Origin of the sequence: Stutzerimonas stutzeri, from assembly GCF_038561965.1 — a bacterium.
GTDB lineage: Bacteria > Pseudomonadota > Gammaproteobacteria > Pseudomonadales > Pseudomonadaceae > Stutzerimonas > Stutzerimonas stutzeri_AA.
Genome location: NZ_CP139348.1, coordinates 3349169 through 3371052 on the forward strand (window position 1 = coordinate 3349169; position 21884 = coordinate 3371052).

The following is a 21884-nucleotide window of genomic DNA, read 5'->3' on the forward strand; positions in this document are numbered from 1 at the left end:
CGGCGCCTGATTCAGCAGTCTGCGCCGATCAGCGGCCCGTACTTGCTTTACAGGCCATGCTGAATCAGTCTTGAGCGGCTCGTTGCGGCAGATCGCCACGACAGTTCATTAGCCGAATCAGGATCGCGATGCCGAAACTGCTGCTCTTGCTGCTGACCCTGTTTCCCCTGCATATCCTGGCGGCCAAGCCTGTTGCCGTCTGGGCCTATCAGCCCTCCCCGCCTTTTGCGTCCGAGCACAACATGGGTCTTTCCGAAGCCATGGTGCAACTGCTCAACGAGCACCCGACGAATCAGGGTCTCTACGATTTCACGCTGACTCAGCTGCCGCGCAAGCGCCTCGATGCCCGACTTGCCGCCAACGAGCCTGGCGTATTGCTGTGGGCCACGCCGGAGTTCTTTCCCGAGCGCCTGACCGCTCGCGCCAGCTGGACCCGACCCTTGCTCTGCGACATCCAGGATTTCGTTTCGCGCAGCGACGCACCGGTCGATTACGAGGGACCGCGCTCACTGCACGGCATGCGCCTGGGCGGAATTCTCGGCCACCGTTACCGCGTGTTGCAGGACGATATCGACAAAGGCTTGATCCGCCGCGAGGACGTGCACAGCGACCTGCAAAACCTCAACAAGCTGCTGTCCGGCCGCCTCGACGTGGCGGTGATGCCTCGATCATCCAGGCTGTTCTACGGCCTGACCGAAGTACCGGAGGCGCAGCTGTACGTCTCGCCCAGCCCGCTCTACATCTTCGACCGGCATGTGCTGATGACCGCCAGTTTGCCTGCCGACACCGCGCAGTTCATCCAGCAGCTCATCGCCGATCTGCCGCACAGCGCGCGCTGGCAGACGCTGCTCAGGCGCTATGGCCTGCAGCAAATGAGCGCGCCCTGCTCCAACTATTGAGCGAACGTAAGCGCCGCTGGCGAATCGAAGCTGGCACAGCCCATACTGGCCAAAAGAAAACGGAGAAAAAGCCCGCCATGAAAAAGGCAATGCTGTTCGGCCTGCTGTTGACCCTCGGCGGCTGCGCCAGCCAACCCTGTGACGAGTCCCGCAGCGACAGCTGCCGTGCCGAGCGCCTGCTCTATCAGAACGACCTGATGCAGGCGAAAATCCTGATCTCCATCGCTGACGAAGACAGCTACGAACTGGCCCAGGCCCTGCTCAACCGCAGTGCGAAGCTGGATCGGCGCGGCGAAACCGAGTTCTACCAGGCGCTGCTGCTGATTCGCCAGGGCCCAGAGACTTCGGAAGTGCTGCAGCTGCTGGAGAAGGCCAAGCGCAAGGGTCATCCCCATGCGGTAGCGCTGCTCTACAAGATCTATCAGGAACCGTACCTGCTCAACGAAGCCGATCTGGTACGCGCTGAATACTATCGCGAAGCCTACGGCGAGCTGGATGTCGCACGCAGCGGGTATCCGTCATTCGACAAGTCGCTGGAACTGGTCAATCAGCTGGTCGCGCCACCGCCGCCTTCGGTGCCGTATCAGGCGCCTTGCCCGCAGCACTGCCTGGATCAGTCGCGCTAGCTGCGGGCTCTACCAACGTTCAGTCAGGGCGCGGGGGTTTGCGAGATGCGCGGTTCTTCCTTGCCCTCGGCCACCGCGCGGGCTTCCTCTTCGCTGGCATACGGGCCGCCGACGACAGTGCCGTTCAGCTCCACTACCCAGCACACGGCCCAAGTCGGGCGCCAGGCTTTAGGTACATCGTCGCCGCTGAGGTGCTTGATCTGAGAGGTCATGGCGTTTCTCCATCGTTGCTGGGATAAAACGGCCGCCTCGCTGTTGCGACCCGGCCCATGCAATGCAGACCACAGGGCAGCCGCCTTTGCTCGTCCAGTTCGACGAAACGGCCGATCGGACGAACCCCTGGCGCCGCCACGGCTCTACACAACAAGCGCCGCACAGCGAGGAAAGACGATGCGCATCACCACCCGCCTGCTACTGCTGACGTTGCTCACCGCATTATTGATCTCCGGTTGCAGCCGCGCGACGCTGGTCTATCGCAACCTCGACATGCTGGTTCCCTGGTCGCTAAATGACTACCTGGATCTGGATCGCAGCCAGCAACGCGACTTGCGTGAGCGCTTGCGCCAGCACCTGGCGTGGCACTGCAGCACTCAGCTGCCGGAGATTCTCGCCAGCCTCCAGCAGCTGGAACGCGAGAGCGCCAGCGGTCAGCTCGAACGCCAGGATCTGGAGCCGCATTACCGTGGCGTTCGCGAGGCCATGCAGAGCATCGCCGTGGAAGTCACCCCCACTGCCACCGACTTGCTGCGTGCACTCAGCGACGCGCAGGTCGATGAGCTGCGCCGTTCTCTGGAAGAAAACCGCCGCGAGCACCGGGAGAAGTATCTGGCACCGCCGCTGGACAAGCAGATTCGCGAACGCGCCGAGCGCATGCAGGAACGCCTGCAGTACTGGTTCGGCCCGTTGAATGCGGAGCAGCGTCAACGCGTACTGCTCTGGGCGCATACCCTGGGCGAGCAGAACAGCCGTTGGCTGGACAATCGCGAGCGCTGGCAGAAGATGCTTGTCGAAGCGGTCGAGGAGCGTCACGACGACGGCTTCGATGCCCGCATCGCGCGGCTCCTGCAGGAGCGCGAAGCGCTGATGAATGAAAACGATCGAGCAACCTTTCAACGTGCCGAACAGGCCGGCCTGGACCTCGTCGCCGACCTGCACACCCTCGCCGACGATGGGCAGCGTGCCCACCTCACCAACCGCCTCGCACAGTTGCAGACTGACTTCGGCAGCCTCAAGTGCCTGCCGCCAGAAGGCTGACGAGCATCCCTGGCGCTTAGCGTCTTGCCGGTGTTAGCAGCCGGCGCGCTTCGCGCTGCCCGGTTTCATCCAGTTCGACCAGCCATTGCGGCTTGCCAGCCACCAGCACCGCCAGCGGCGTGCCGTCGCGATAGAGAATCCGGTTTGTTGCCAATGCCGGCACCTTGCTGCCCGGCAACAGCGCGCCCAGCTGATTCAGCGGGTCCACCGCCGAAACGGCCAGCATCTCGCCGGTCAGCGGCCGCTTGCGCACTTCTCGCAGCAGACCGACCGCCTCCGGCAGGGCGAATTGCTCACCAGCCACACCGGCGACGAAGCGCCCGCCACGAATCTCGCCGCGTGCTTCCAGCCGGTGGTAAACCCGTAACAGCTCGCGCCAAGGCGGCAGCCAGTCGGCCTCACGCGTCAGCAGGCGCCAGAACACCACACCGTAGCGGCGTAGCAGTACGCGGGCGATATGCTCCAGCGCCTCGACATCGACCGCGGCTGGTCGCGCCGTATCGTTTGGTATGCCTGGCTTGCGCACCAGCGCCCATCGGCCGGCATCGTCCATGCCGCCAATAAAGGCGCCGCCACGGCTGCGGCGGGTCGTGCGCGAGCGTTTGCTCGCCGGCGCCAGCAATGCGCGCAGACCGGCGAAACTGTCGGCGTTCACCAGCCCCACCGCCACCAGCTCGCCAAGGGCGCCCTCCAGCTCGCTGCGCAGCAGGTGCGCCTCGTGCTGCAATTCATCGAAGAACAGCGCGCCCTGGGCCTGCAGGCAATCGAACACCCGCTGCGCCCGTGCAGACATTTCCGGCGCCGGTGCGTCGCTGGCCAGCGCGTACCAGGCCGGCAGCTGGCGGCGCGGCAGCAGCACGATCGGCGTGCCGCGTACCGGCCCGCCGCTGGCCTTGAGCCGTCCGGCCAGTCGCGTCCAGACGATGCGACCAGAGCGGCACAGTTCGTCCAGCCAGGTTCCGCCGTAGTCCTTCAGGCGCGCCGGCAACAGGTCGGCTTCCCAGGCCGCAGCAGCTGCCTGATAGCCCTCGAGCTGCTCGACTACGCCCGCCAGCGCTTCGCGTCCCTGCATCCGCGTTTCGCCAGAAAGATGCTGCCAATCAGCAAGAAAACGCATGAAATCGGCACGCTCGACGGGCTCGATCTCCCTGCGCAGGCGTTTGACCGTGTAGCGATGGATGCGCGCCAGCAAATGCCGCTCGCACCACTCATCTTCCACCGCACCGGCGCTGAAACGCCCGCGCATCACGTAACCCTGACTTTCCAGGCGAATCAGCGCCGTCGCGACGGCAGAAGCCGGCAATGCCAGCGGCCGCGCGATCAAGGACACGGGTAACGGACCGAAGCCACTCAGCCGGGCGCGAATCAGCTCGACCAGCGCATCCTCTTCCGCGAGCGGCTGGTCGTACCCGGCGGGCGCCTGCAGATGCGGCTCGAACGGGGCCTGCGGATAGATCGCGCGCAGCAACATCAGCCGCTCGAGTGGCAGCCAGAGGACGCGGTCATGCGCCACTTGCATACGCGTCGCGCGCCCGGCACGGGCCAGCTCGGCCAGCCATTCAAGCCACTGCGGCTGCGCAGTGGCCTCGGATTCGGCGACACAGGCCAAGGCTGTCAGCGCTTCGTGCACCTCGTCGGCATTGCGCGCCTCGGGCCAGGCCTCCTCGCGCACCGCGGCGATTGCCTCGGGGTCCAGCGCGCCGAGATCATCGCTCGATTCCGGATCGCTCCAGCGCCGCGCCAACACCGCCTGGGTGCGTCGTTCTTCCAGCGGCGCGTCATCGAGAAAGGCGTACGGGCGTGCGCCGAGAATCTCCATGGCCAGCGGCGATGGCGCCGGCAGGTCGCGGGCCAGCAGCTCGATCTCACCGCCTTCCATGCGGCGCAGCAGCGCGAGCCAACCTTCACTGTCCATGGCCTCGTGCAGGCAGTCCTCGAGGGTCTGTCGCACCAGCGGATGGTCCGGAATCTCGCGCTCGCCGACGATGTTTTCCAGGCACGCGACCTGATCGGGGAACACCGTGGCCAGCAGGTCTTCGCTCTTCATGCGCTGCAGCTGTGGCGCCACCTTGCGTCCGCCAGCCATGCGCGGCAGGGCCAGCGCTGTGGTGGCGATCCAGCGCCAGCGCACGCCAAACAGCGGTGCATCCAGCAGCGCCTGTATCAGCACCTGCTCGGCGCTGGCCGAATTCAGGTAGCGCCAGACTTCCGCCAGCGGGAAGCTGTGGCTGGTGGAAAGCGAAAGGATGATGGCGTCTTCGGTCGCCGCCGCCTGCAGTTCGAAATTGAAGGTGCGGCAGAAGCGTTTGCGCAGCGCCAAGCCCCAGGCGCGGTTGATCCGACTGCCGTAAGGCGAATGAATGACCAGCTGGGTGCCACCGGATTCGTCGAAGAAGCGCTCCATCACCAGTCGCTGCTGGGTCGGCAACGCCCCTAGCGCCGAGCGAGCGCGGGCCAGGTACTCGACGATTTGCCGCGCGGCTTCGTCCGCCAGGCCTAGAGTGCCGGTGAGCCAGTCGATGGCAGGCCTCAGGCGCGAGCCCGCTGTCGAGTCTTCGGCCACCACTTTGGTGGGGTCGGCATCGTTCAGACACTGCTCAATGTCATCGCGCAGGCGTGCCACGGCAAAGGACAGCTCATCGCTGCGCCCCGGCGCCTCGCCCAGCCAGAACGGGATGCTTGGCGGCATACCCTGGGCATCCTCGACACGCACCCGCCCGGCTTCGATCTTGAGGATGCGGTAGGACGTATTGCCCAGCTGGAACACATCACCAGCAAGGCTTTCCACGGCGAAGTCTTCGTTCACCGTGCCAATGTTCAGCCCTTGCGGTTCCAGCAGCACGGCGTAATCGGCGTTATCAGCGATGGTGCCGCCGGAGGTCAGCGCGGTCAGCTGCCCGCCGCGCCGGCCACGCAGGCTGCGTGTCGCCAGGTCGCGATGCAGGTAGGCACCGCGCGTTCCATGGCGGGTGGTGTAGCCCTCGGCGAGCATCCGCAGCAGCGCTTGAAAGGTTGCCTCGTCGAGTGCCGCGTAAGGCATCGCCCGGCGAAACAGCTGCAGCAACGCCTCCTCGCCCCACTCACGGCAGGCCACTTCGGCGACGATCTGCTGCGCCAGTACATCCAGCGGCGCCTGCGGGATCTTCAGCGTATCCAGCTCGCCACGGCGTACCGCGTCGAGCAGCGCGGCGCACTCGATCAGGTCGTCCCGTGAACTGGGAAACAGCCGTCCCTTGGAGACACCCGCTACCTGATGCCCAGCCCGCCCGACCCGCTGCAGAAACGCCGAGATCGAGCGCGGCGAGCCCAGCTGACAGACCAGTTCGACATCACCGATGTCGATCCCCAGCTCCAGCGAGGCCGTCGCAACCAGCACCCGCAACTCGCCGCGCTTGAGCTTCTGCTCGGCGGTCAGACGCTGTTCGCGGGCCAGGCTGCCATGGTGCGCAGCCACCACCTCAGCGCCCAGCCGTTCGGCCAGGTGCCGCGTGGTGCGCTCGGCCATACGCCGCGTGTTGACGAACACCAGCGTGGTGCGATGCTCGCCAGCCAACGCCGCGAGACGGTCGTAGACGAGTGCCCAGGTGTCGTTGCTCATGACCGCTTCCAGCGGCACCGGCGGCACTTCCAGCGCCAGATCGCGAGCGCGCCCATGGCCGATATCGACGATCTCGCACGGTCGCTCGACGCCCACTAGAAAGCGCGCGACCGCATCGATCGGCTTTTGCGTAGCCGACAAGCCGACGCGCACAAGCGGCCTGCCACATAGCGCTTCCAGCCGTTCCAGCGACAACGCCAGGTGGCTGCCGCGCTTGTTGCCGGCGATGGCGTGAATCTCATCGACGATAACGCTCTGTACGTCAGCGAGCATTTCGCGGCCGGATGCGGAGCCGAGCAGGACATAGAGCGATTCCGGCGTGGTGACCAGGATGTGCGGCACCCGTTTGCGCATCGCATTGCGCTCGGCCTGCGGTGTGTCGCCGGTGCGCACCGCGGTGCGGATTTCCAGCGGCGGCAACCCTAGCCGCGCTAGCTCCGCCGTGATTCCGGCGAGCGGCTCTTCCAGGTTGATATGGATGTCGTTGGACAACGCCTTCAACGGCGAGACGTAGAGCACCCGCGTAGCGTCAGCCAGCCCGCCCTCGGCCTGGCCCTGTTGCACCAGCGCGTCGATGGCCGCAAGAAAGGCGGTCAGCGTCTTGCCCGAGCCGGTCGGTGCGGCGACCAGAGTCGAACGCCCCGCGCGGATCAGCGGCCAGGCCGACGCCTGGGCCGGCGTCGGCACGGGAAAGCTGCGGGAAAACCAGCCCGCTACAGCGGGGTGGAAACGGCTAAGGGGATCGGCAGATGGCATGCTCATGCCGATGAATATGGTGGCGCTCCGGCCGTTGCACAAGCGACAGCCGGTCGGTGGTGGCGAAACGGCCTTGGGATATGGCGGTCAACTCCAGACACCAGCAACGCAACGGAGATAACCATGACGACTACCCCGCTCAGCCTCGACAACGCCATGCAACTGGCCTCGGAAGCCTTTCTGCCCTGCGGTTGCGTGACCAGCGCCAACCCCGAGGACGACAGCTTCGGCTTCACCGTGATGAACGGCAAGGGCGAGGAAATCACGCGGGTAGCGCAGGTGCGCGACTACGCCGACCCGTTGCGCATGGCACAAGTGATCGAGCAGACCCGTCAGGAGCTGATCGACAAGGGCTGCGCCCTGGAGCCATGGACGATGCCCTTCATCACCGACGCCAGCGCCATCCCGGAAACCACGCCGAACTACTGAGGAGCCGGCATGAGCGATCCCGTACTGTTGATCACCGGCGCCTCGTCCGGCATCGGCGCGGCGACTGCACGCTTGGCTGCGGCGGCCGGCTATCGGCTGGCGCTCGCCGCACGTTCCGAAACCAAGCTGCAGCACCTGGTCGATGAGATCGGGCCGCAGCGCGCACTCGCCATTCGCTGCGACGTAACCGATTACGCCGCGCAACAGGCCATGGTTCAGCGTGTACTGGATCGCTATGGCCAGCTCGACGCCGTTTACGCCAACGCTGGTATCCCCGGCAGCGAGGGCGGCTTCAGCGCTGCCGATCCCGAAGTATGGAAAACCATGCTGCTGACCAACGTCTACGGCGTCGGGCTGACCCTGCGCTGCAGCCTGGCCGCGCTCAAGGCCAGTCGCGGCCATCTGCTGCTCACCGGCTCGGCGGCCGGGCGCTTCGTCATTCCCGGTTCGATGTACAGCGCCAGTAAATGGGCGGTGACCGGAATGGGCTTGAGCGTGCGCGAAGAACTGCGCGGCACGGGCGTGCGGGTCACGCTGATCGAACCGGGCATGGTCGACACGCCACTGTTCGACGAGCCGCCAGCCTATGCCCTGCAACCCGAAGACATCGGCCGCGCGGTGGTCTACGCGCTATCGCAGCCGGCACACGTCGACGTAAACGAAATCCTCATTCGCCCAACACCGCCGGTCGACGCCGACATATAACGGCACAGCTGTCAGCGTTCGTCGCTGCGCCGCTGCTGTTGCTGCAAGCGGCCGGATTCGATGATTTCCGCCCGCCCGGCCGCATCGCCATGGCGGTGCTCACCGGCACCGCGCACCCGCTGCAGCTGGATTACCTCACCTTTCTCCCAGGCATTCGCCGCGGGATCAACCTTGGGCTGCGGGATCGACTGACGGTTACGGCGGATTGCTTGGGTATCTACACCGAGCCGTTGATCACGGGCCTTTTCCAGCGCGGGGTCGAGCTGGCTGTCCGCGGTAAAGCCCATCATCAGCGCCGGAATGCCGTAGGGCAGGTCCTTGTCGCGGTCGGTATGCCAGGTGTGCCAGGTCTTGCCGTAGGTGCTGACCACCTGCTCCATCAGCTGCTTTTCCGCCACCTGCGGCAGGCCGGGCGCGACCAGCGTGCCGGACTTCACCTCGTAGTCGTGACTGTGCCAGAGCTGTTTCTCGTCCTCGGGCAGCGTTTCGAACAGGCGTGCGCTGATGATGTATTCAACGCCCATGAGCTTCGCATCGTGGCCGTTGCCGTCGTAGATGAGCGCCTGCATCACGTCTTCATTCAGCCGGGTGACGTAGTGATGCGCCTCCATCTGCCCGTCCATGTCGCCGTTGTAGAAGTGAAAGCCGTTGAGATAGGCGCTCACCGCATCCAGCGGAGCCTTGCCTTGCAACAGCTTGGCACCGGCCTCCAGCGTGCGCGTTTCGGCGCTTTTCGGTGCCCCGGCCGCCTCGGTATAGGACGCGGTGTTGTGCTGTCCGCAGGCAGCCAGCAGCGCCGCGGAACTCAGGAATACTAACTTTCGCATGTCTCGACCCCCTGCTTTGCTCATACACAGTGACCAGGACGCGGCCGGTTCTTCTGCAACGTTGCCGGGCCGGTCGGCAGAAACTTTTGCCCGGCGTACCGGGTCGCTATGGGAGGCCGTTTCGGTCGTCAAACCGTAGGGGGACAGCCATGGGCAACCTGGCAGAGCAGCCACATCCGCACCCGGCATTGGCAGAGCTCGATCTGTTGCTGCAGCGCTACCGACAGGTTCGCGCCACCAGCGAGGCGATCTGCACGCCGCTGCAGGTCGAGGATTACGTTATCCAGAGCACACCCGAAGTCAGTCCGCCAAAATGGCATTTGGCTCATGTCAGCTGGTTCTTCGAGACCTTTCTGCTGCTGCCTTATCTGCCCGGCTACCGGCGCCTGAACGACGCTTACGACTACCTGTTCAACTCCTATTACCAGACCCATGGCCTGCCCTTTCCGCGAACGCAGCGCGGCGTGCTGTCACGACCCGGCGTGGAGGAAATCTATCGCTACCGTCGACACGTCGATCAGGCGATGGGCGAGCTACTGGCCAACGCGCCTCGTGGGCAGGCCGCCGAAATCGTCCGCCGCGTCGGGCTGGGCCTGCAGCACGAGCAGCAGCACCAGGAACTGCTGCTGATGGACATCAAGCACATCCTGGCGCAGAACCCGCTGCATCCGGTGTATCGCCACGATCTTGCCAAGCCGCAGCCAAGCGGCCCGGAGCGCCCACGCTGGCACGAATTTACCGGTGGCGTGCAGCACATCGGGCATGCCGGCAATGACTTCGCCTTCGATTGCGAAACCCCGCGGCATCGCCAGTTCGTCGAGGATTTCCAGCTCGCCGAACGCCTGGTGAGCAATCGCGAGTACCTATCGTTCATCACCGACGGCGGTTACGCCCGTCCGGAACTGTGGCTGTCGGATGGTTGGGATCTGATCCAGCAGGCCGGCTGGAACGCACCGCTGTACTGGCTACGCGAAGATGCCAGCTGGCACGAAATGACCCTCGGCGGCCTGCGTCCGCTAGACCTGGAAGCGCCGGTCTGCCACATCAGCTACTACGAGGCCGACGCCTACGCACGCTGGGCCGGTGCGCGGCTGCCAAGCGAAGCGGAGTGGGAAGTCGCAGCGGCCGATCAACCGTTGCGTGGCAACCTTCTGGAGAGCGATCACCTGCAGCCGGTCGCTGCATTGCCGGGTCACGACGGCCCCAGGCAATTATTTGGCGATGTCTGGGAGTGGACCGCCAGCGCTTACCTGCCTTACCCGGGTTTTCGCCCGCTGGAGGGCAGCCTCGGCGAGTACAACGGCAAGTTCATGTCCGGCCAGATGGTTTTGCGCGGAGGCTGCTGCGCCACGCCTGAATCCCACCTACGGGTCACCTATCGCAATTTCTTCCAGCCGGCGATGCGCTGGCAGTTCGCCGGGCTGCGCCTGGCCAGAGGGCTTTGAACATGGCGCTGGCAATTCATTTTCACGATCAGCTGCAACAACCACACGACGCCTCGCTGCGCGACGAAACCCTTGCCGGTTTCGCCGCCAGCCCGAAATGGGCGTCACCGAAATTTTTCTATGATCGCCGTGGTTCCGAGCTGTTCGAGCAGATCTGCCGGCAGCCGGAGTACTACATCACCCGCACCGAGGAGCAGATACTCGCCGATGCGGCGAACGACATCCTCGATATCGCCGGGCCGCACAGCGACCTGATCGAGCTGGGTAGCGGCGCCAGCCGCAAGGTGCGCCTGCTGCTCGAGGCACTGCACCCGACCAGCTATCTGGGCATCGATATTTCCGAGGACTTCCTGCTCAGCAGCACCCAGCGTCTGGCCGCGGACTACCCGTGGCTGGAGGTGCATGCGGCCTGCACCGACTTTTCCCACGAGCTGAACCTGCCGGATGACTTCACCAGCGAGCATCCGCTGATGTTCTTTCCCGGCTCCAGTATCGGCAACTTCACCCCGAGCGAGGCCGCGGCCTTCCTGCAGCGCCTGCACGATGTGCTGCCGGCCGGTGGCGGCCTGGTGATCGGCGTCGACCTGGTCAAGGATCGCGCAGTGCTGGAGGCGGCCTACAACGACCGTGCCCATGTCACCGCCGCGTTCAACCTCAACCTGTTGCAGCGCATCCGCAACGAGCTGGACAGCGATATCGACCCGTCACGTTTCGTCCACCAGGCCTTCTACAACGAGGCCGAATCACGCATCGAGATGCACCTGATCAGCCCCGGCGCGCAGGACGTGACCATCGAAGGACGACGCTTTCACTTCGATGCCGGAGAAAGCCTGCACACCGAGAACTCCTACAAATACACGCTCGAATCCTTCGCCGCATTGGCGAGCGCCTCTGGCTTCGACTGCCGGGGGCAGTGGACCGACCCGCGCGGATTGTTCAGCGTTAACTACCTCGAGCGACGTTGATCCCATGGCAGTACGATCTTTCACCTTGACTATCTTTGGCCTGGGGCTGTTAAGCGCCCTCACTTCTCTCCCCGCAGCGGCTGACGAGGCAATGCGCATCACCCAGCTCAAGCGCTGCGGCGACCTCTTCTCCGAAGATTCACTGAGCTGGTGCCTGCACGCCAAAGGCTTGCCCCGCTCAGAGCTGCAGCTGTATCTGGACGGCAAGCAGCTAAGCGCCGACAAGCTTCAGCGTGACGGCGATCAGCTGCGCCTGACCCTCGCACCGGACGCGGTTCGCAGCGGTCCGCTGTGGCTGGAACATCAGGGCAAACGGAGCAATCCGGTCTGGCTGTCGGCCGGACGCAGCCAGGTACTCGCCGCTACGCCCGATGAAGTGGCGCGCAACATGGACGACCTGACCACCTACGTCGACCTGGTCAGCCTGATCATCGAGGAGGACCATGAGGGGCTTGAGAAGGCGCGACAGCTCGCCGAGAAATACGGTGCCAAGGTGGTCGGCGCCATTCCTCCGCTGAACACCTACCAGCTGCGACTGGCGGTAAAGAACCTGACCGAACGCGACGCCATGGTGCTACGCCTGGGCAGCGAGGTCGGCGTGGATGCCGTGGTGATCGAGGAGTCTGCAGCCGAGAACGAGCAGGAGCCCCGCAAGACGCCGGAGCAAAAGCGTCCGCAGAACCGCGAATGGGCCGCAAACCGTTTTCTCGATGCCGTGAACTACTACCGCGAACGCATCCCCGCCGGCCAGCGCACCGGCGAAAAACAGCCGGTGCGTATCGGCATCATCGAACGTGCGGTCGACTTCGACGCGCCGCATTTCGCCGAATACCTGCAACCCTGCCATCCGAGTCAGCAACGCACCTGCCTCTATGCCCGTGACGCCGACAAACCCGACAACCACGGCAGCAGCGTCGCCGGCATTCTCGCCGCGCACGCCAGTGATGCCCGCGACCAGGGCTTTCTCAGCGCGCTCGATGGCACCGGACCGGGCTTCGAGGTAATCGTCGAGCGCAACTCGGACGCCGGCATCACGGCCAACATTGCGGCCTCGGTGAATCTGGTCGAGGACGGCGCGCGCATCCTCAACTGGAGCTGGGGCATTCATCGCATCGGCACCGTGGACGTGGAAGGCGAACCGGTGGATTCGCTGCTGCGCTCGGGGATCGCCATGAGCGGCTACGAGGAGCTGCTCGAAGAGTTCTTTCTCTGGCTGCGCCGCGAGCATCCGGACGTGCTGGTGATCAACTCCGCCGGTAACGGCTCGGCGCATTCCGGGCGCGACGACTACCGACTGCCCTCCTCGTTCATCACCGATCAGTTGCTGGTGGTCGGTGGCCACGAGCGCAACGACCAGAAAAAGGTCTCGGTGGAACACCCCGACTACGTGCGCAAGCGCAAATCGTCGAATGTCGACATGCGCGTGGATATAACAGCCGCAGCCTGCACCCGCGCTGCCACGCTCGATCCCGAACAGCGCGGCGACGTGCATTGCGGCACCTCCTACGCCACGCCGCTGGTCGCCGGTGCGGTGGGTGCGATGCTTTCAGTAAACCCTGAGCTGGAGCCGGATCAGGTGCGCGAACTGCTGCGCCGCAGTGCCATGACCATCGGCCGTGAGTCGGACTTCGAACCAGCCGAGGCGGATGACCTTACGGCACCGATCCTGCCATCCGAACGTGGCTACCGGCTGGACGACAACGACGTTGGCCGCTCGGCGCGGCTGGACATGCGCAAGGCGCTGGAACTGACCGTCAAGAGCCTGGAAAACACGCGCTAAGGCGGGTCACTCCATATCGCCGCACAGCTCGGCGGCGCGCAGCAAGGCGGCGGTCAGGGCGTGACGCTCCCACTGCGGCAGCTCGGCGAAACGCGCGCGGAATTCTGGCGCTAGCAGCGCCGGTGCCTGCTGCAGCAAGGCCCGGCCGCTGTCGCTGAGCAGCAGCCACTGGCGCCGGCGGTCCTGGTCATCGCGCTGACGCTGCAGCAACCCGCGCTCAGCCAACCGATCGATCTGCCCGGACAGCGTGGCGGCGGTGAGGCTAACCCGCCTGCTAAGTGCGCTCGCCGTGAGCTGCCCTTCGCTCGCCAACACCTGCAGGATCATCAACTGTACCGGGCTGAGCCCGCCGTAACGCGCCAGCCGTTTGGCATGCACTTCGGCGTCCTGCTGCAGCCTGCGCATGGCTTGGAACAGCGGCATTTCGAACGCCTCCAGCTCCGCAGTATTGCTTTCGCTTGAAACTGTTTCATCAGCCATAACCGAACCTTTAGCTGGCAACTAACTTTGACATCAAAGCATTTATTTGTTTTGGTGTAAAAAGATGGCTGACCCGATCCAGGCTGTATCAGCGCCGCTGCGCTGGTCTGAAAAGCTGAACTTCGCCCGTGACGGGTCAGTCACACTCCCCAACGGCTAAACCGGTAAGGATCTTATGTGTGGCATAGCTGGAGAACTTCGTTTCGATAACCGCCCGGCCGACCTGGCAGCGGTTGAACGCATCACCCAACACCTGACTGCGCGCGGCCCCGATGCGTGCGGTTTCCATAGCCAAGGGCCCCTCGCCCTGGGCCATCGGCGCCTGAAGATCATGGATCTGTGCGAGGCCTCCGGCCAGCCGATGATCGACTCGGCGCTCGGCCTGTCGATGGTCTTCAACGGCGCCATCTACAACTACCCCGAACTGCGCGCAGAGCTGGAAGGCCTGGGCTATCGCTTCTTCTCCGAAGGCGATACCGAAGTGCTGCTCAAGGGCTTCCACGCCTGGGGCGAAGCGCTGCTGCCGCGCCTCAACGGCATGTTCGCCTTCGCCATCTGGGAACGCGACAGCCAGCAGCTGTTCATCGCCCGCGACCGCCTCGGCGTCAAGCCGCTGTACCTGTCACGCACCGACCAGCGCCTGCGCTTCGCCTCGTCGCTGCCGGCACTGCTCAAGGGTGGTGATATCGCCGGCGTATTGAACCCGGTGGCGCTGAATCACTACATGAGTTTCCACGCCGTGGTTCCGGCGCCGGACACGCTGATTGCCGGCATCGAGAAATTACCGCCGGCCAGTTGGATGCGCGTCGACGCCAACGGTGCGACCACCACCCAACGCTGGTGGGAGCTGGAATTCGGCGCCCGTGAAGAGGAGCGCAACTACACGTTCGAAGACTGGAAGCAGCGCACCCTGGACACCATGCGCGAGGCCGTGGCGATTCGTCAGCGTGCCGCGGTGGATGTTGGCGTGCTGCTCTCTGGCGGCGTCGACTCCAGCCTGCTGGTCGGCCTGCTGCGCGAAGCCGGCGTGGCGGAAAACCTGCTGACCTTCTCCATTGGGTTCGAAGATGCCGGCGGCGAGCGCGGCGACGAGTTCAAGTACTCGGACCTGATCGCCAAGCACTACAACACGCGCCATCACCAGCTGCGCATTCAGGAAAAGGAAATCCTCGAGCAGTTGCCAGCCGCCCTCCAGGCGATGAGCGAGCCGATGGTCAGCCACGACTGCATCGCCTTCTACCTGCTCTCGCGGGAAGTGGCCAAGCACTGCAAGGTGGTGCAGAGCGGCCAGGGCGCCGACGAACTGTTCGCCGGCTACCACTGGTACCCGCTGGTGGATGGCGCCGAAGACCCGGTGGCGGCCTACCTCGCTGCGTTCCGCGACCGCACTTACGAGGAATACGCCGAGACCGTGCAGCAACAATGGGTCAAGGGCGACTTCTCCGGCGACTTCGTTCGCCAGCACTTCGCCCAGCCGGGCGCCGATGCGGCGGTAGACAAGGCGCTGCGCATCGACAGTACGGTGATGCTGGTCGATGACCCGGTCAAGCGCGTGGACAACATGACCATGGCCTGGGGCCTGGAGGCACGCACGCCGTTTCTCGACTATCGCGTGGCAGAGCTGTCAGCGCGCATACCGGCCAAGTTCAAGCTGCCGGAGGGCGGCAAGTACGTGCTCAAGGAGGCTGCACGCCAGGTGATTCCTGCCGAGGTGATCGACCGGCCGAAAGGCTATTTCCCGGTGCCGGGGCTCAAGCATCTCCAGGGCGCCACGCTCAATTGGGTGCGCGAGATGTTGCTCGATCCCAGCCAGGAGCGCGGGCTGTACAACCCGCAGGCGCTGGAGAAGCTGCTCGCCGATCCGGATGGCCAGCTGACTCCGCTGCGCGGTTCAAAACTCTGGCAGCTGGCGGCGGTCAACCTATGGTTGAGCGAACAAGGCCTTTAGGGGCAGTCGATGAAGTCGCCAGACCGCGACGGCCCCGATAACCCGCTCACGAACGGCTGCGGTTGCCACGCGCCACGGGGGCAACCACTTGCCCCACCGCGCGCCGGTTCGTGACTTAGCATCAAAGGAACGCACCATGCAGAAGTCCCAAGCCTACGGCCAGCGTCTGTTGCGCGGACAGTCACCGACCTACCAGAGGCTGCAGGCACGCTTCGCCGAGGACGGTCAGGAAGAGCCCTGCGGCCCGGTGATCCTGCACTGCGGGTGGGGGCGAATCCTGGTTGGCCACACCTATTCGGACCCCGCGCAGATCGCCGCCGAGCTGCTCAACGAGCAGGCCGGTGAGCGCGACATCGCGCTGTATGTAGCCGCACCGCATCAGGTGCTCTCCTATGCACCGCAGCAACTCTTCCTCGACCCCTCCGATACCCTGCGCATCTGGTTCAGCGACTACCGCCCCTCGCAGAAACGTTTCCGTGGTTTTTGCGTGCGCCGCGCGCAGAACGAGACGGACTGGCAGGCTATCAATGGTCTGTACCAGTCTCGCGGCATGATGCCGGTCGACCCGGAGCGCTGCACGCCGCGCGAACAAGGCGGCCCGGTGTACTGGCTGGCCGAGGACGAAACGTCGGGACAGATCATCGGCAGCGTCATGGGTATCGATCACCATCGCGCCTTTCATGATCCTGAGCACGGCTCGAGCCTCTGGTGCCTCGCCGTGTCGCCCAGCTGCGCGCGACCCGGTGTCGGTGAAGCGCTGGTGCGCCACCTGATCGAACACTACATGGGCCGCGGGCTGGCCTACCTTGACCTGTCGGTGCTGCACGACAACCAGCAGGCCAAGGCGCTATACGCAAAGCTCGGCTTCCGCGATCTGCAAACCTTCACCGTCAAGCGCAAGAACAGCTTCAATCAACCGCTGTTTCTTGGCCCAGGGCCGGAAGCGAAGCTCAACCCCTACGCCAAGATCATCGTCGACGAAGCCCGCCGCCGCGGCATCGAGATCGAGGTCAACGATGCCGAAGCTGGGCTGTTCACTCTGACCCAGGGCGGGCGCCGCGTACGCTGCCGGGAATCGCTGTCCGACCTGACGTCGGCCGTGAGCATGACGCTCTGCCAGGACAAGCGTCTGACTCACCGCACCCTCTCCCATGCAGGCATTTGCCTGCCGGCGCAACGGTTGGCAGGCAGTCCGGCCGACAACGCAGCCTTCCTTGCCGAGCACGGCAGTGTGGTGGTCAAGCCGGTGGACGGCGAACAGGGCATGGGCGTCGCGGTTGACCTGCGCGACGCCGGCGAAGTGGAAGAGGCCATCCAGCGCGCCCGCCAGTTCGACAGTCGCGTGCTGCTGGAGAGTTTTCACCCAGGCTCCGATCTGCGCATCGTAGTCATCGGCTTCGAGGTGGTCGCCGCGGCGATACGCCGGCCGGCAGAGGTCATTGGCGACGGCCGCACCAGCATCGGCTCGCTGATCGAGAAGCAGAGCCGCCGTCGGCAGGCCGCAACCGGAGGCGAAAGCTCCATTCCCCTGGACGAGGAAACCCAGCGTTGCCTGCGTGATGCCGGTTTCGATTTCGACAGTGTCTTGCCCGACGGCCAGCGCCTGTCAGTACGCCGCACCGCCAACCTGCATACCGGCGGCACGCTGGAAGACGTCACGGCGCAGCTGCATCCCGAGCTGATCGACGCAGCCGTGAGGGCCGCCCGAGCGCTGGATATCCCGGTGGTCGGGCTGGACCTGCTGGTGCCGTCACCGGACCGGCCGGAATACGTGTTCATCGAAGCTAACGAGCGCGTCGGGCTGGCCAACCATCAGCCGCAACCGACGGCGGAACGCTTCATCGATCTGCTGTTCCCGCTCAGTACCGCAGGCTGAGCCTGACGCGCCCCGGCGCTGACCGGGCCGCGGCGATCTGTTCGCCGCTATCGCGCGGGTCACGCTCTCCGATATTCACTCCATCCGGCGGCTGAAGAAGCCGCCGTCAACAGGAGCTCCCATGACTGCAAAACTACCCGAACCCGACCTCAACTACATGCAACGCGTGTTGCTGGAAATGCTCGCCATTCCGAGCCCAACCGGCTTCACCGATACCATCGTGCGCTATGTCGCCGAGCGGCTGACCGAGCTGGGCATCCCCTTCGAGCTGACCCGCCGCGGCACCATTCGCGCCACCCTCAAAGGCCGGCGCTACAGTCCGGACCGGGCCGTGGCTGCACACTTGGACACCATTGGCGCCATCGTGCGCGAGATTCACGACACCGGCCGCCTCGGCCTCGCACCCGTTGGCTGCTGGTCGAGCCGCTTCGCCGAGGGCAGTCGCGTCAGCGTCTTCACCGACACCGGCGTGATCCGCGGCAGCGTGCTGCCGCTGCTGGCCTCGGGGCATGCCTTCAATACCGCGGTAGATGAGGCCCCGGTCAGCTGGGACCACGTCGAGCTGCGCCTGGATGCCTACACCTACAGCCGCAACGAAACCTGCGCGTTGGGGGTGAACGTCGGTGACTTCGTCGCCTTCGATCCGATGCCGGAATTCACCGAGAGTGGCTACATCAGTGCCCGACACCTGGATGACAAGGCAGGCGTCGCCGCCCTGCTCGCCGCCCTCAAGGCTATCGTCGAAAGTGGCCGCGAGCCGCCCATCGACGTGCACCCGCTGTTCACCATCACCGAGGAAACCGGTTCCGGCGCAGCGGGCGCGCTGCCTTGGGATGTCAGTGAGTTCGTCGGGATCGACATCGCCCCGGCCGCCAAGGGCCAGGCGTCCAGCGAACATGCCGTTACGGTGGCGATGCAGGATTCCGGCGGGCCCTACGACTTCCATCTCTCGCGCCATCTGCTCAAGCTTGCCGGCGAGCACGAGATTCCGGTGCGCCGCGACCTTTTCCGCTATTACCACAGTGATGCCCAGTCGGCCGTCGAGGCCGGACACGACATACGCACCGCGCTGGTAGCATTCGGCTGCGATGCGACCCACGGCTACGAGCGCACCCATATCGACAGTCTCGCCGCCATGAGTAGTCTGCTCTGCGGCTACATGCTCAGCCAGCCGGTCTTCGCCAGCGATGCGCCGCATGGGAAGGACTCGCTGGAACGTTTCAGCCATCAACTGGAGCACGACGCGCAGATGGAGAACGATACCCGCGTGCCACCGGTCGATACCCTGATCGGCCGCCAGCATCATCCGCAGGAGCGCGACAGCTGAGGCAACGCATTGCGAGACAAGCTGCCCGCTTGATGAAGGCGGCGCTTGCCGCTTTGCGCGTAACTCGGCAAAGTTAACCGGACAAGGACGTGCGGCACTCTGAAGGCGCCATGTAGAGCCCCAAGGATTCGGTTCCGTCACACCGCTCTACTAATATGTGCAGCCCTGCCACAGGGCTGCGCACCCTTCCGGATCGAAACATGTTGCCGCGTTCATGCCTGGCTCTGCTGCTGTTTTGCCTATCGCTTCAAGCCTGGGCATTCATGCCTGTGGTGGTCGATTCAATTGATTCGCGCCAGTCGCTGGGCGTGGGTACTCGCTACCTGGAAGATCCGAACGGAGAGCTGAGCGCCGACGAGGTCATGGCGCTGCCATCGGAACGCTTTCAGGCGGTCAAGGGCGGGCACGTCAACGAAGGCAAGAACAGCTCGACCTGGTGGCTGCGCGCCAGCCTGACGAACCGTCTCGCCGAGCCACTGGGCGGCTTCGTCGAGATCAACTATCCACTGCTCGACCATATCGAGCTGTTCTTGCAGTACCCCGACGGCAGCATCAGCCGCCAGCTGACCGGCGATCTCTATCCGTTCTCGGAGCGGCCGGTCAAAGTCAGTAACTTCTGGTTTCCCGTCGAGCTACCTCCGGGCGACACCACCCTGCTGCTGCGGATCAAGACCACCAGTACGCTTTACGTGCCGCTGTATTTCAGTAGCTACAACACCAGTGCAGCCGAGGAGCAGGAACTGAGCGGCCTGAGCGGCGCGTTCTACGGCGTGCTGTTCGCGATGTTCTGCTACAACCTGTTCCTCTTCGTTTCCCTGCGCGAGCCGGCGTATTTCTGGTATCTGGTCTACACCCTCAATGTTGGCCTGTTCGCGCTCTCCTTCGACGGCCTGCTGGTCAAGTGGCTGCAAGATGACGGCGGGCTGGTGGCGCTTGGCATCTACGTCCTGATGTTCAGTCACTGCCTGATCGCCATCCAGTTCAGCCGGCACTTCCTGCATACCCGCGAGCTGTTTCCGCGGCTCGACCTGGTACTGCGTTGCACATTGCTGGTGGCACTGGGCAGCATGATTTCCGGTCTGCTGCTGGATGTGCAGACCTGGAGCATTCTTGCCAGCGTGACGGTAATCATCGCCTCCATCGGCCTGCTGGTGACTGGCGCCTTCGTCTGGCGCCGCGGCGTGCGCTACGGGGTTTACTACACGCTCGCCTGGGGCGTGCTGCTGGCGTCATTCATTCTTGTCACTGCCGGTTCGCTAGGTGTCGAGCTATTCGGTCTGTATGGCGCTGGGGTGGTCAAGGCCAGCGTCGCGTTCGAGCTGATCACCCTGTCCATTGGTCTGGCCGACCGTATCAACCTGCTCAAGGAAGAAGGTTACCGTTCGCGTGAAGCCGCCGAGCGGGCCGCCAGCGAGAACGAGGCCAAGAGCCGTTTCCTGGCCAAGATGAGCCATGAGATCCGCACACCGCTGAACGGCGTGCTCGGCATGCTGCAACTGCTGCGTGAAACGCCGCTAGACCGCAGCCAGCAGTTCTATCTGGACACCATTTCCAGCTCCGGCAATTCGCTGATGGCGGTGATCAACGACATCCTCGACTACGCGCGGATAGGCTCCGGCAAGCTGAGCCTGGAAGACATCGACTTCGACCTGGAAATTCTGATCTCCGAAACCATCAGACTGTTCACCGCCCAGGCGCTGGAAAAGCAGCTGAGCCTGCACGTTGGCCTGGAACCCGGCGTGCCGCGGCGCATCCGCGGCGACCCGACGCGTCTCAAGCAGATCCTCATGAACCTGCTGAGCAATGCGCTGAAGTTCACCGAACACGGCCACGTAGTGCTTGAGGTGTCCTGTCGCCAGACGCCGGATGGCGGACCGCGGCTGGTGTTCTGCGTCAGCGACAGTGGCATCGGCATGCGTCAGGAAGTGCTAGCGCAGCTCTTCGAATCATTCTCCCAGGGCGACTCGAGCACCACCCGGCGTTACGGCGGCAGCGGGCTCGGTCTGGCGATCAGCAAAGAGCTGGTGGAAATGATGAACGGCCACATCGAGGTGCAGAGCGCCCCGGGCCGCGGCAGCCGTTTCTGCTTCGAAATCCCCCTGCAAACCGCCACCGACGTGGAAGACCCACTGACCCAGCTGCTGGCAGGCCGCCCCGCCCTGCTCGCCTCGCAAGACGCCCAGGGCCTGGAGGCACTCAGCCATCTGCTGCGGCGCTGGGGCATGCGCACCGAACGTTGCCTGATACCGGATCGCCTACCGGACTATCTCGCCGATTTCACCGCCCCACCGCTGCTGGTGTTACTGGCGCCATGGCCAGGCAGCCCAAGCCAGTGGTTGGAACGCCTGCGGCCGCATCTCGAGGCGAATCAGCGGGTGCTCATGCTCTACTCGCCGATTCACAAACCGCCGCCGCTGACGCCTGATCTGCGCCTGATTAGCCTGGCGCTACCGCTGCAGAGCGCCCCGCTGCGCGAGGCGTTGCAGGCGCTCTACGAACACGAGCCCGCTCCATTGGCCGAAACCGACAAGGCCTCGAGTGCGCCGCTGCAAAGCGAACCCTGCATTCTCGTGGCCGAGGACAATCCGGTGAATCAGATGGTGGTTCGTGGCCTGCTGAAAAAACGCGGCTATGCCGTGCAGCTCGCCGACAATGGACGTCAGGCCGTGGACCTCTACCGCCGCGACCCGAACGCCGTGCAATTGATTCTGATGGATTGCGAAATGCCGGAGCTGGACGGATTCGAGGCCAGCCGGCAGATACGCAAGCTGGAGGCGGACCAGCAATTGCAGGCCGTACCGATCATCGCCGTGACTGCGCATGTGCTGGCCGAACATCGCCAGCGTGGCCTGGAATCCGGAATGGACGAGTTCATCGGCAAACCGCTGGAAAGCCGGCAACTGTATGCTTGCCTGGACAGCTATCTGCAGAGCGGCGCGAGCTAGGTTGCGCCAGCTCCGCGCCATGCC

Annotated in this window: 16 protein-coding genes; 12 read left to right on the top strand and 4 right to left on the bottom strand. The window is 64.5% G+C overall.

Annotation, left to right across the window (positions count from 1 at the left end; genetic code table 11):
- Window positions 1-128: 128 nt before the first annotated feature.
- Both SM130_RS15210 and SM130_RS15215 read left to right on the top strand, forming a co-directional pair.
- A complete protein-coding gene (locus SM130_RS15210; RefSeq protein WP_102825204.1) occupies window positions 129-899 on the top strand; it encodes a substrate-binding periplasmic protein in 771 nt (256 codons plus the stop codon).
- Between the two features lie 77 nt (window positions 900-976).
- Entirely contained in the window at window positions 977-1525 is a 549-nt protein-coding gene (locus SM130_RS15215) for a hypothetical protein (RefSeq protein WP_102825203.1), read from the top strand.
- 23 nt (window positions 1526-1548) lie between these two features.
- On the opposite strand, the gene SM130_RS15220 is transcribed toward SM130_RS15215, so the two are convergent.
- Window positions 1549-1737, bottom strand: coding sequence for a hypothetical protein (locus SM130_RS15220; RefSeq protein ID WP_102825202.1), 189 nt, complete (start codon window positions 1735-1737; stop codon window positions 1549-1551).
- 178 nt (window positions 1738-1915) lie between these two features.
- On the opposite strand from SM130_RS15220, the gene SM130_RS15225 reads away from it, so the two are divergent.
- Window positions 1916-2779, top strand: coding sequence for a DUF6279 family lipoprotein (locus tag SM130_RS15225; RefSeq protein WP_102825201.1), 864 nt, complete (start codon window positions 1916-1918; stop codon window positions 2777-2779).
- Between the two features lie 16 nt (window positions 2780-2795).
- Here SM130_RS15225 and SM130_RS15230 read toward each other — a convergent pair whose 3' ends face one another.
- Window positions 2796-7139, bottom strand: coding sequence for a DEAD/DEAH box helicase (locus tag SM130_RS15230; protein ID WP_102825200.1), 4344 nt, complete (start codon window positions 7137-7139; stop codon window positions 2796-2798).
- Window positions 7140-7256: 117 nt separating this feature from the next.
- On the opposite strand from SM130_RS15230, the gene SM130_RS15235 reads away from it, so the two are divergent.
- Window positions 7257-7562 (top strand): hypothetical protein, encoded by a 306-nt coding sequence (locus SM130_RS15235; RefSeq protein WP_102825199.1) that lies wholly within the window; start codon window positions 7257-7259, stop codon window positions 7560-7562.
- A gap of 9 nt (window positions 7563-7571) precedes the next feature.
- Entirely contained in the window at window positions 7572-8267 is a 696-nt protein-coding gene (locus SM130_RS15240; RefSeq protein WP_102825198.1) for an SDR family oxidoreductase, read from the top strand.
- Between the two features lie 11 nt (window positions 8268-8278).
- On the opposite strand, the gene SM130_RS15245 is transcribed toward SM130_RS15240, so the two are convergent.
- Window positions 8279-9094, bottom strand: coding sequence for an OBAP family protein (locus SM130_RS15245; RefSeq protein ID WP_102825197.1), 816 nt, complete (start codon window positions 9092-9094; stop codon window positions 8279-8281).
- A 149-nt stretch (window positions 9095-9243) separates the two neighbouring features.
- Between SM130_RS15245 and egtB the strand changes: the two genes are divergently transcribed.
- From egtB to SM130_RS15260, 3 genes are read left to right on the top strand one after another with little or no spacing between them, the layout of a single operon-like run.
- A complete protein-coding gene (egtB, locus tag SM130_RS15250) occupies window positions 9244-10539 on the top strand; it encodes an ergothioneine biosynthesis protein EgtB (protein ID WP_102825196.1) in 1296 nt (431 codons plus the stop codon).
- Between the two features lie 2 nt (window positions 10540-10541).
- Window positions 10542-11504 carry an L-histidine N(alpha)-methyltransferase gene (gene egtD, locus SM130_RS15255; RefSeq protein ID WP_102825195.1) on the top strand — a complete coding sequence of 321 codons (963 nt, stop codon included), beginning with the start codon at window positions 10542-10544 and terminating at the stop codon, window positions 11502-11504.
- 4 nt (window positions 11505-11508) lie between these two features.
- Window positions 11509-13284: a S8/S53 family peptidase gene (locus SM130_RS15260; RefSeq protein WP_102825194.1), complete on the top strand. Its 1776-nt coding sequence runs from the start codon at window positions 11509-11511 to the stop codon at window positions 13282-13284.
- 6 nt (window positions 13285-13290) lie between these two features.
- Here SM130_RS15260 and SM130_RS15265 read toward each other — a convergent pair whose 3' ends face one another.
- Window positions 13291-13764, bottom strand: a complete 474-nt coding sequence (locus SM130_RS15265) for a MarR family winged helix-turn-helix transcriptional regulator (RefSeq protein ID WP_102825193.1) — start codon at window positions 13762-13764, stop codon at window positions 13291-13293.
- Between the two features lie 175 nt (window positions 13765-13939).
- Here SM130_RS15265 and SM130_RS15270 point away from each other — a divergent pair, with 175 nt between their 5' ends.
- The 4 genes from SM130_RS15270 to SM130_RS15285 all read left to right on the top strand — a co-directional run bounded on the left by SM130_RS15270 (window position 13940) and on the right by SM130_RS15285 (window position 21860).
- Window positions 13940-15712: an N-acetylglutaminylglutamine amidotransferase gene (locus SM130_RS15270; protein WP_102825192.1), complete on the top strand. Its 1773-nt coding sequence runs from the start codon at window positions 13940-13942 to the stop codon at window positions 15710-15712.
- A 136-nt stretch (window positions 15713-15848) separates the two neighbouring features.
- On the top strand, window positions 15849-17588 hold the full coding sequence (ngg, locus tag SM130_RS15275) for an N-acetylglutaminylglutamine synthetase (protein ID WP_102825191.1): 1740 nt from the start codon (window positions 15849-15851) through the stop codon (window positions 17586-17588).
- Between the two features lie 121 nt (window positions 17589-17709).
- Entirely contained in the window at window positions 17710-18915 is a 1206-nt protein-coding gene (locus tag SM130_RS15280) for an osmoprotectant NAGGN system M42 family peptidase (RefSeq protein WP_102825190.1), read from the top strand.
- 200 nt (window positions 18916-19115) lie between these two features.
- Window positions 19116-21860 (top strand): hybrid sensor histidine kinase/response regulator, encoded by a 2745-nt coding sequence (locus tag SM130_RS15285; RefSeq protein WP_102825189.1) that lies wholly within the window; start codon window positions 19116-19118, stop codon window positions 21858-21860.
- Window positions 21861-21884 lie beyond the last annotated feature (24 nt).

Excerpts from the sequence above, each read along its gene's own strand:
- SM130_RS15210 (WP_102825204.1), top strand. The coding sequence starts at position 129 with ATGCCGAAACTGCTGCTCTTGCTGCTGACCCTGTTTCCCCTGCATATC.
- SM130_RS15215 (WP_102825203.1), top strand. The coding sequence starts at position 977 with ATGAAAAAGGCAATGCTGTTCGGCCTGCTGTTGACCCTCGGCGGCTGC.
- SM130_RS15220 (WP_102825202.1), bottom strand. The coding sequence starts at position 1,737 with ATGACCTCTCAGATCAAGCACCTCAGCGGCGACGATGTACCTAAAGCC.
- SM130_RS15225 (WP_102825201.1), top strand. The coding sequence starts at position 1,916 with ATGCGCATCACCACCCGCCTGCTACTGCTGACGTTGCTCACCGCATTA.
- SM130_RS15230 (WP_102825200.1), bottom strand. The coding sequence starts at position 7,139 with ATGAGCATGCCATCTGCCGATCCCCTTAGCCGTTTCCACCCCGCTGTA.
- SM130_RS15235 (WP_102825199.1), top strand. The coding sequence starts at position 7,257 with ATGACGACTACCCCGCTCAGCCTCGACAACGCCATGCAACTGGCCTCG.
- SM130_RS15240 (WP_102825198.1), top strand. The coding sequence starts at position 7,572 with ATGAGCGATCCCGTACTGTTGATCACCGGCGCCTCGTCCGGCATCGGC.
- SM130_RS15245 (WP_102825197.1), bottom strand. The coding sequence starts at position 9,094 with ATGCGAAAGTTAGTATTCCTGAGTTCCGCGGCGCTGCTGGCTGCCTGC.
- egtB (WP_102825196.1), top strand. The coding sequence starts at position 9,244 with ATGGGCAACCTGGCAGAGCAGCCACATCCGCACCCGGCATTGGCAGAG.
- egtD (WP_102825195.1), top strand. The coding sequence starts at position 10,542 with ATGGCGCTGGCAATTCATTTTCACGATCAGCTGCAACAACCACACGAC.
- SM130_RS15260 (WP_102825194.1), top strand. The coding sequence starts at position 11,509 with ATGGCAGTACGATCTTTCACCTTGACTATCTTTGGCCTGGGGCTGTTA.
- SM130_RS15265 (WP_102825193.1), bottom strand. The coding sequence starts at position 13,764 with ATGGCTGATGAAACAGTTTCAAGCGAAAGCAATACTGCGGAGCTGGAG.
- SM130_RS15270 (WP_102825192.1), top strand. The coding sequence starts at position 13,940 with ATGTGTGGCATAGCTGGAGAACTTCGTTTCGATAACCGCCCGGCCGAC.
- ngg (WP_102825191.1), top strand. The coding sequence starts at position 15,849 with ATGCAGAAGTCCCAAGCCTACGGCCAGCGTCTGTTGCGCGGACAGTCA.
- SM130_RS15280 (WP_102825190.1), top strand. The coding sequence starts at position 17,710 with ATGACTGCAAAACTACCCGAACCCGACCTCAACTACATGCAACGCGTG.
- SM130_RS15285 (WP_102825189.1), top strand. The coding sequence starts at position 19,116 with ATGTTGCCGCGTTCATGCCTGGCTCTGCTGCTGTTTTGCCTATCGCTT.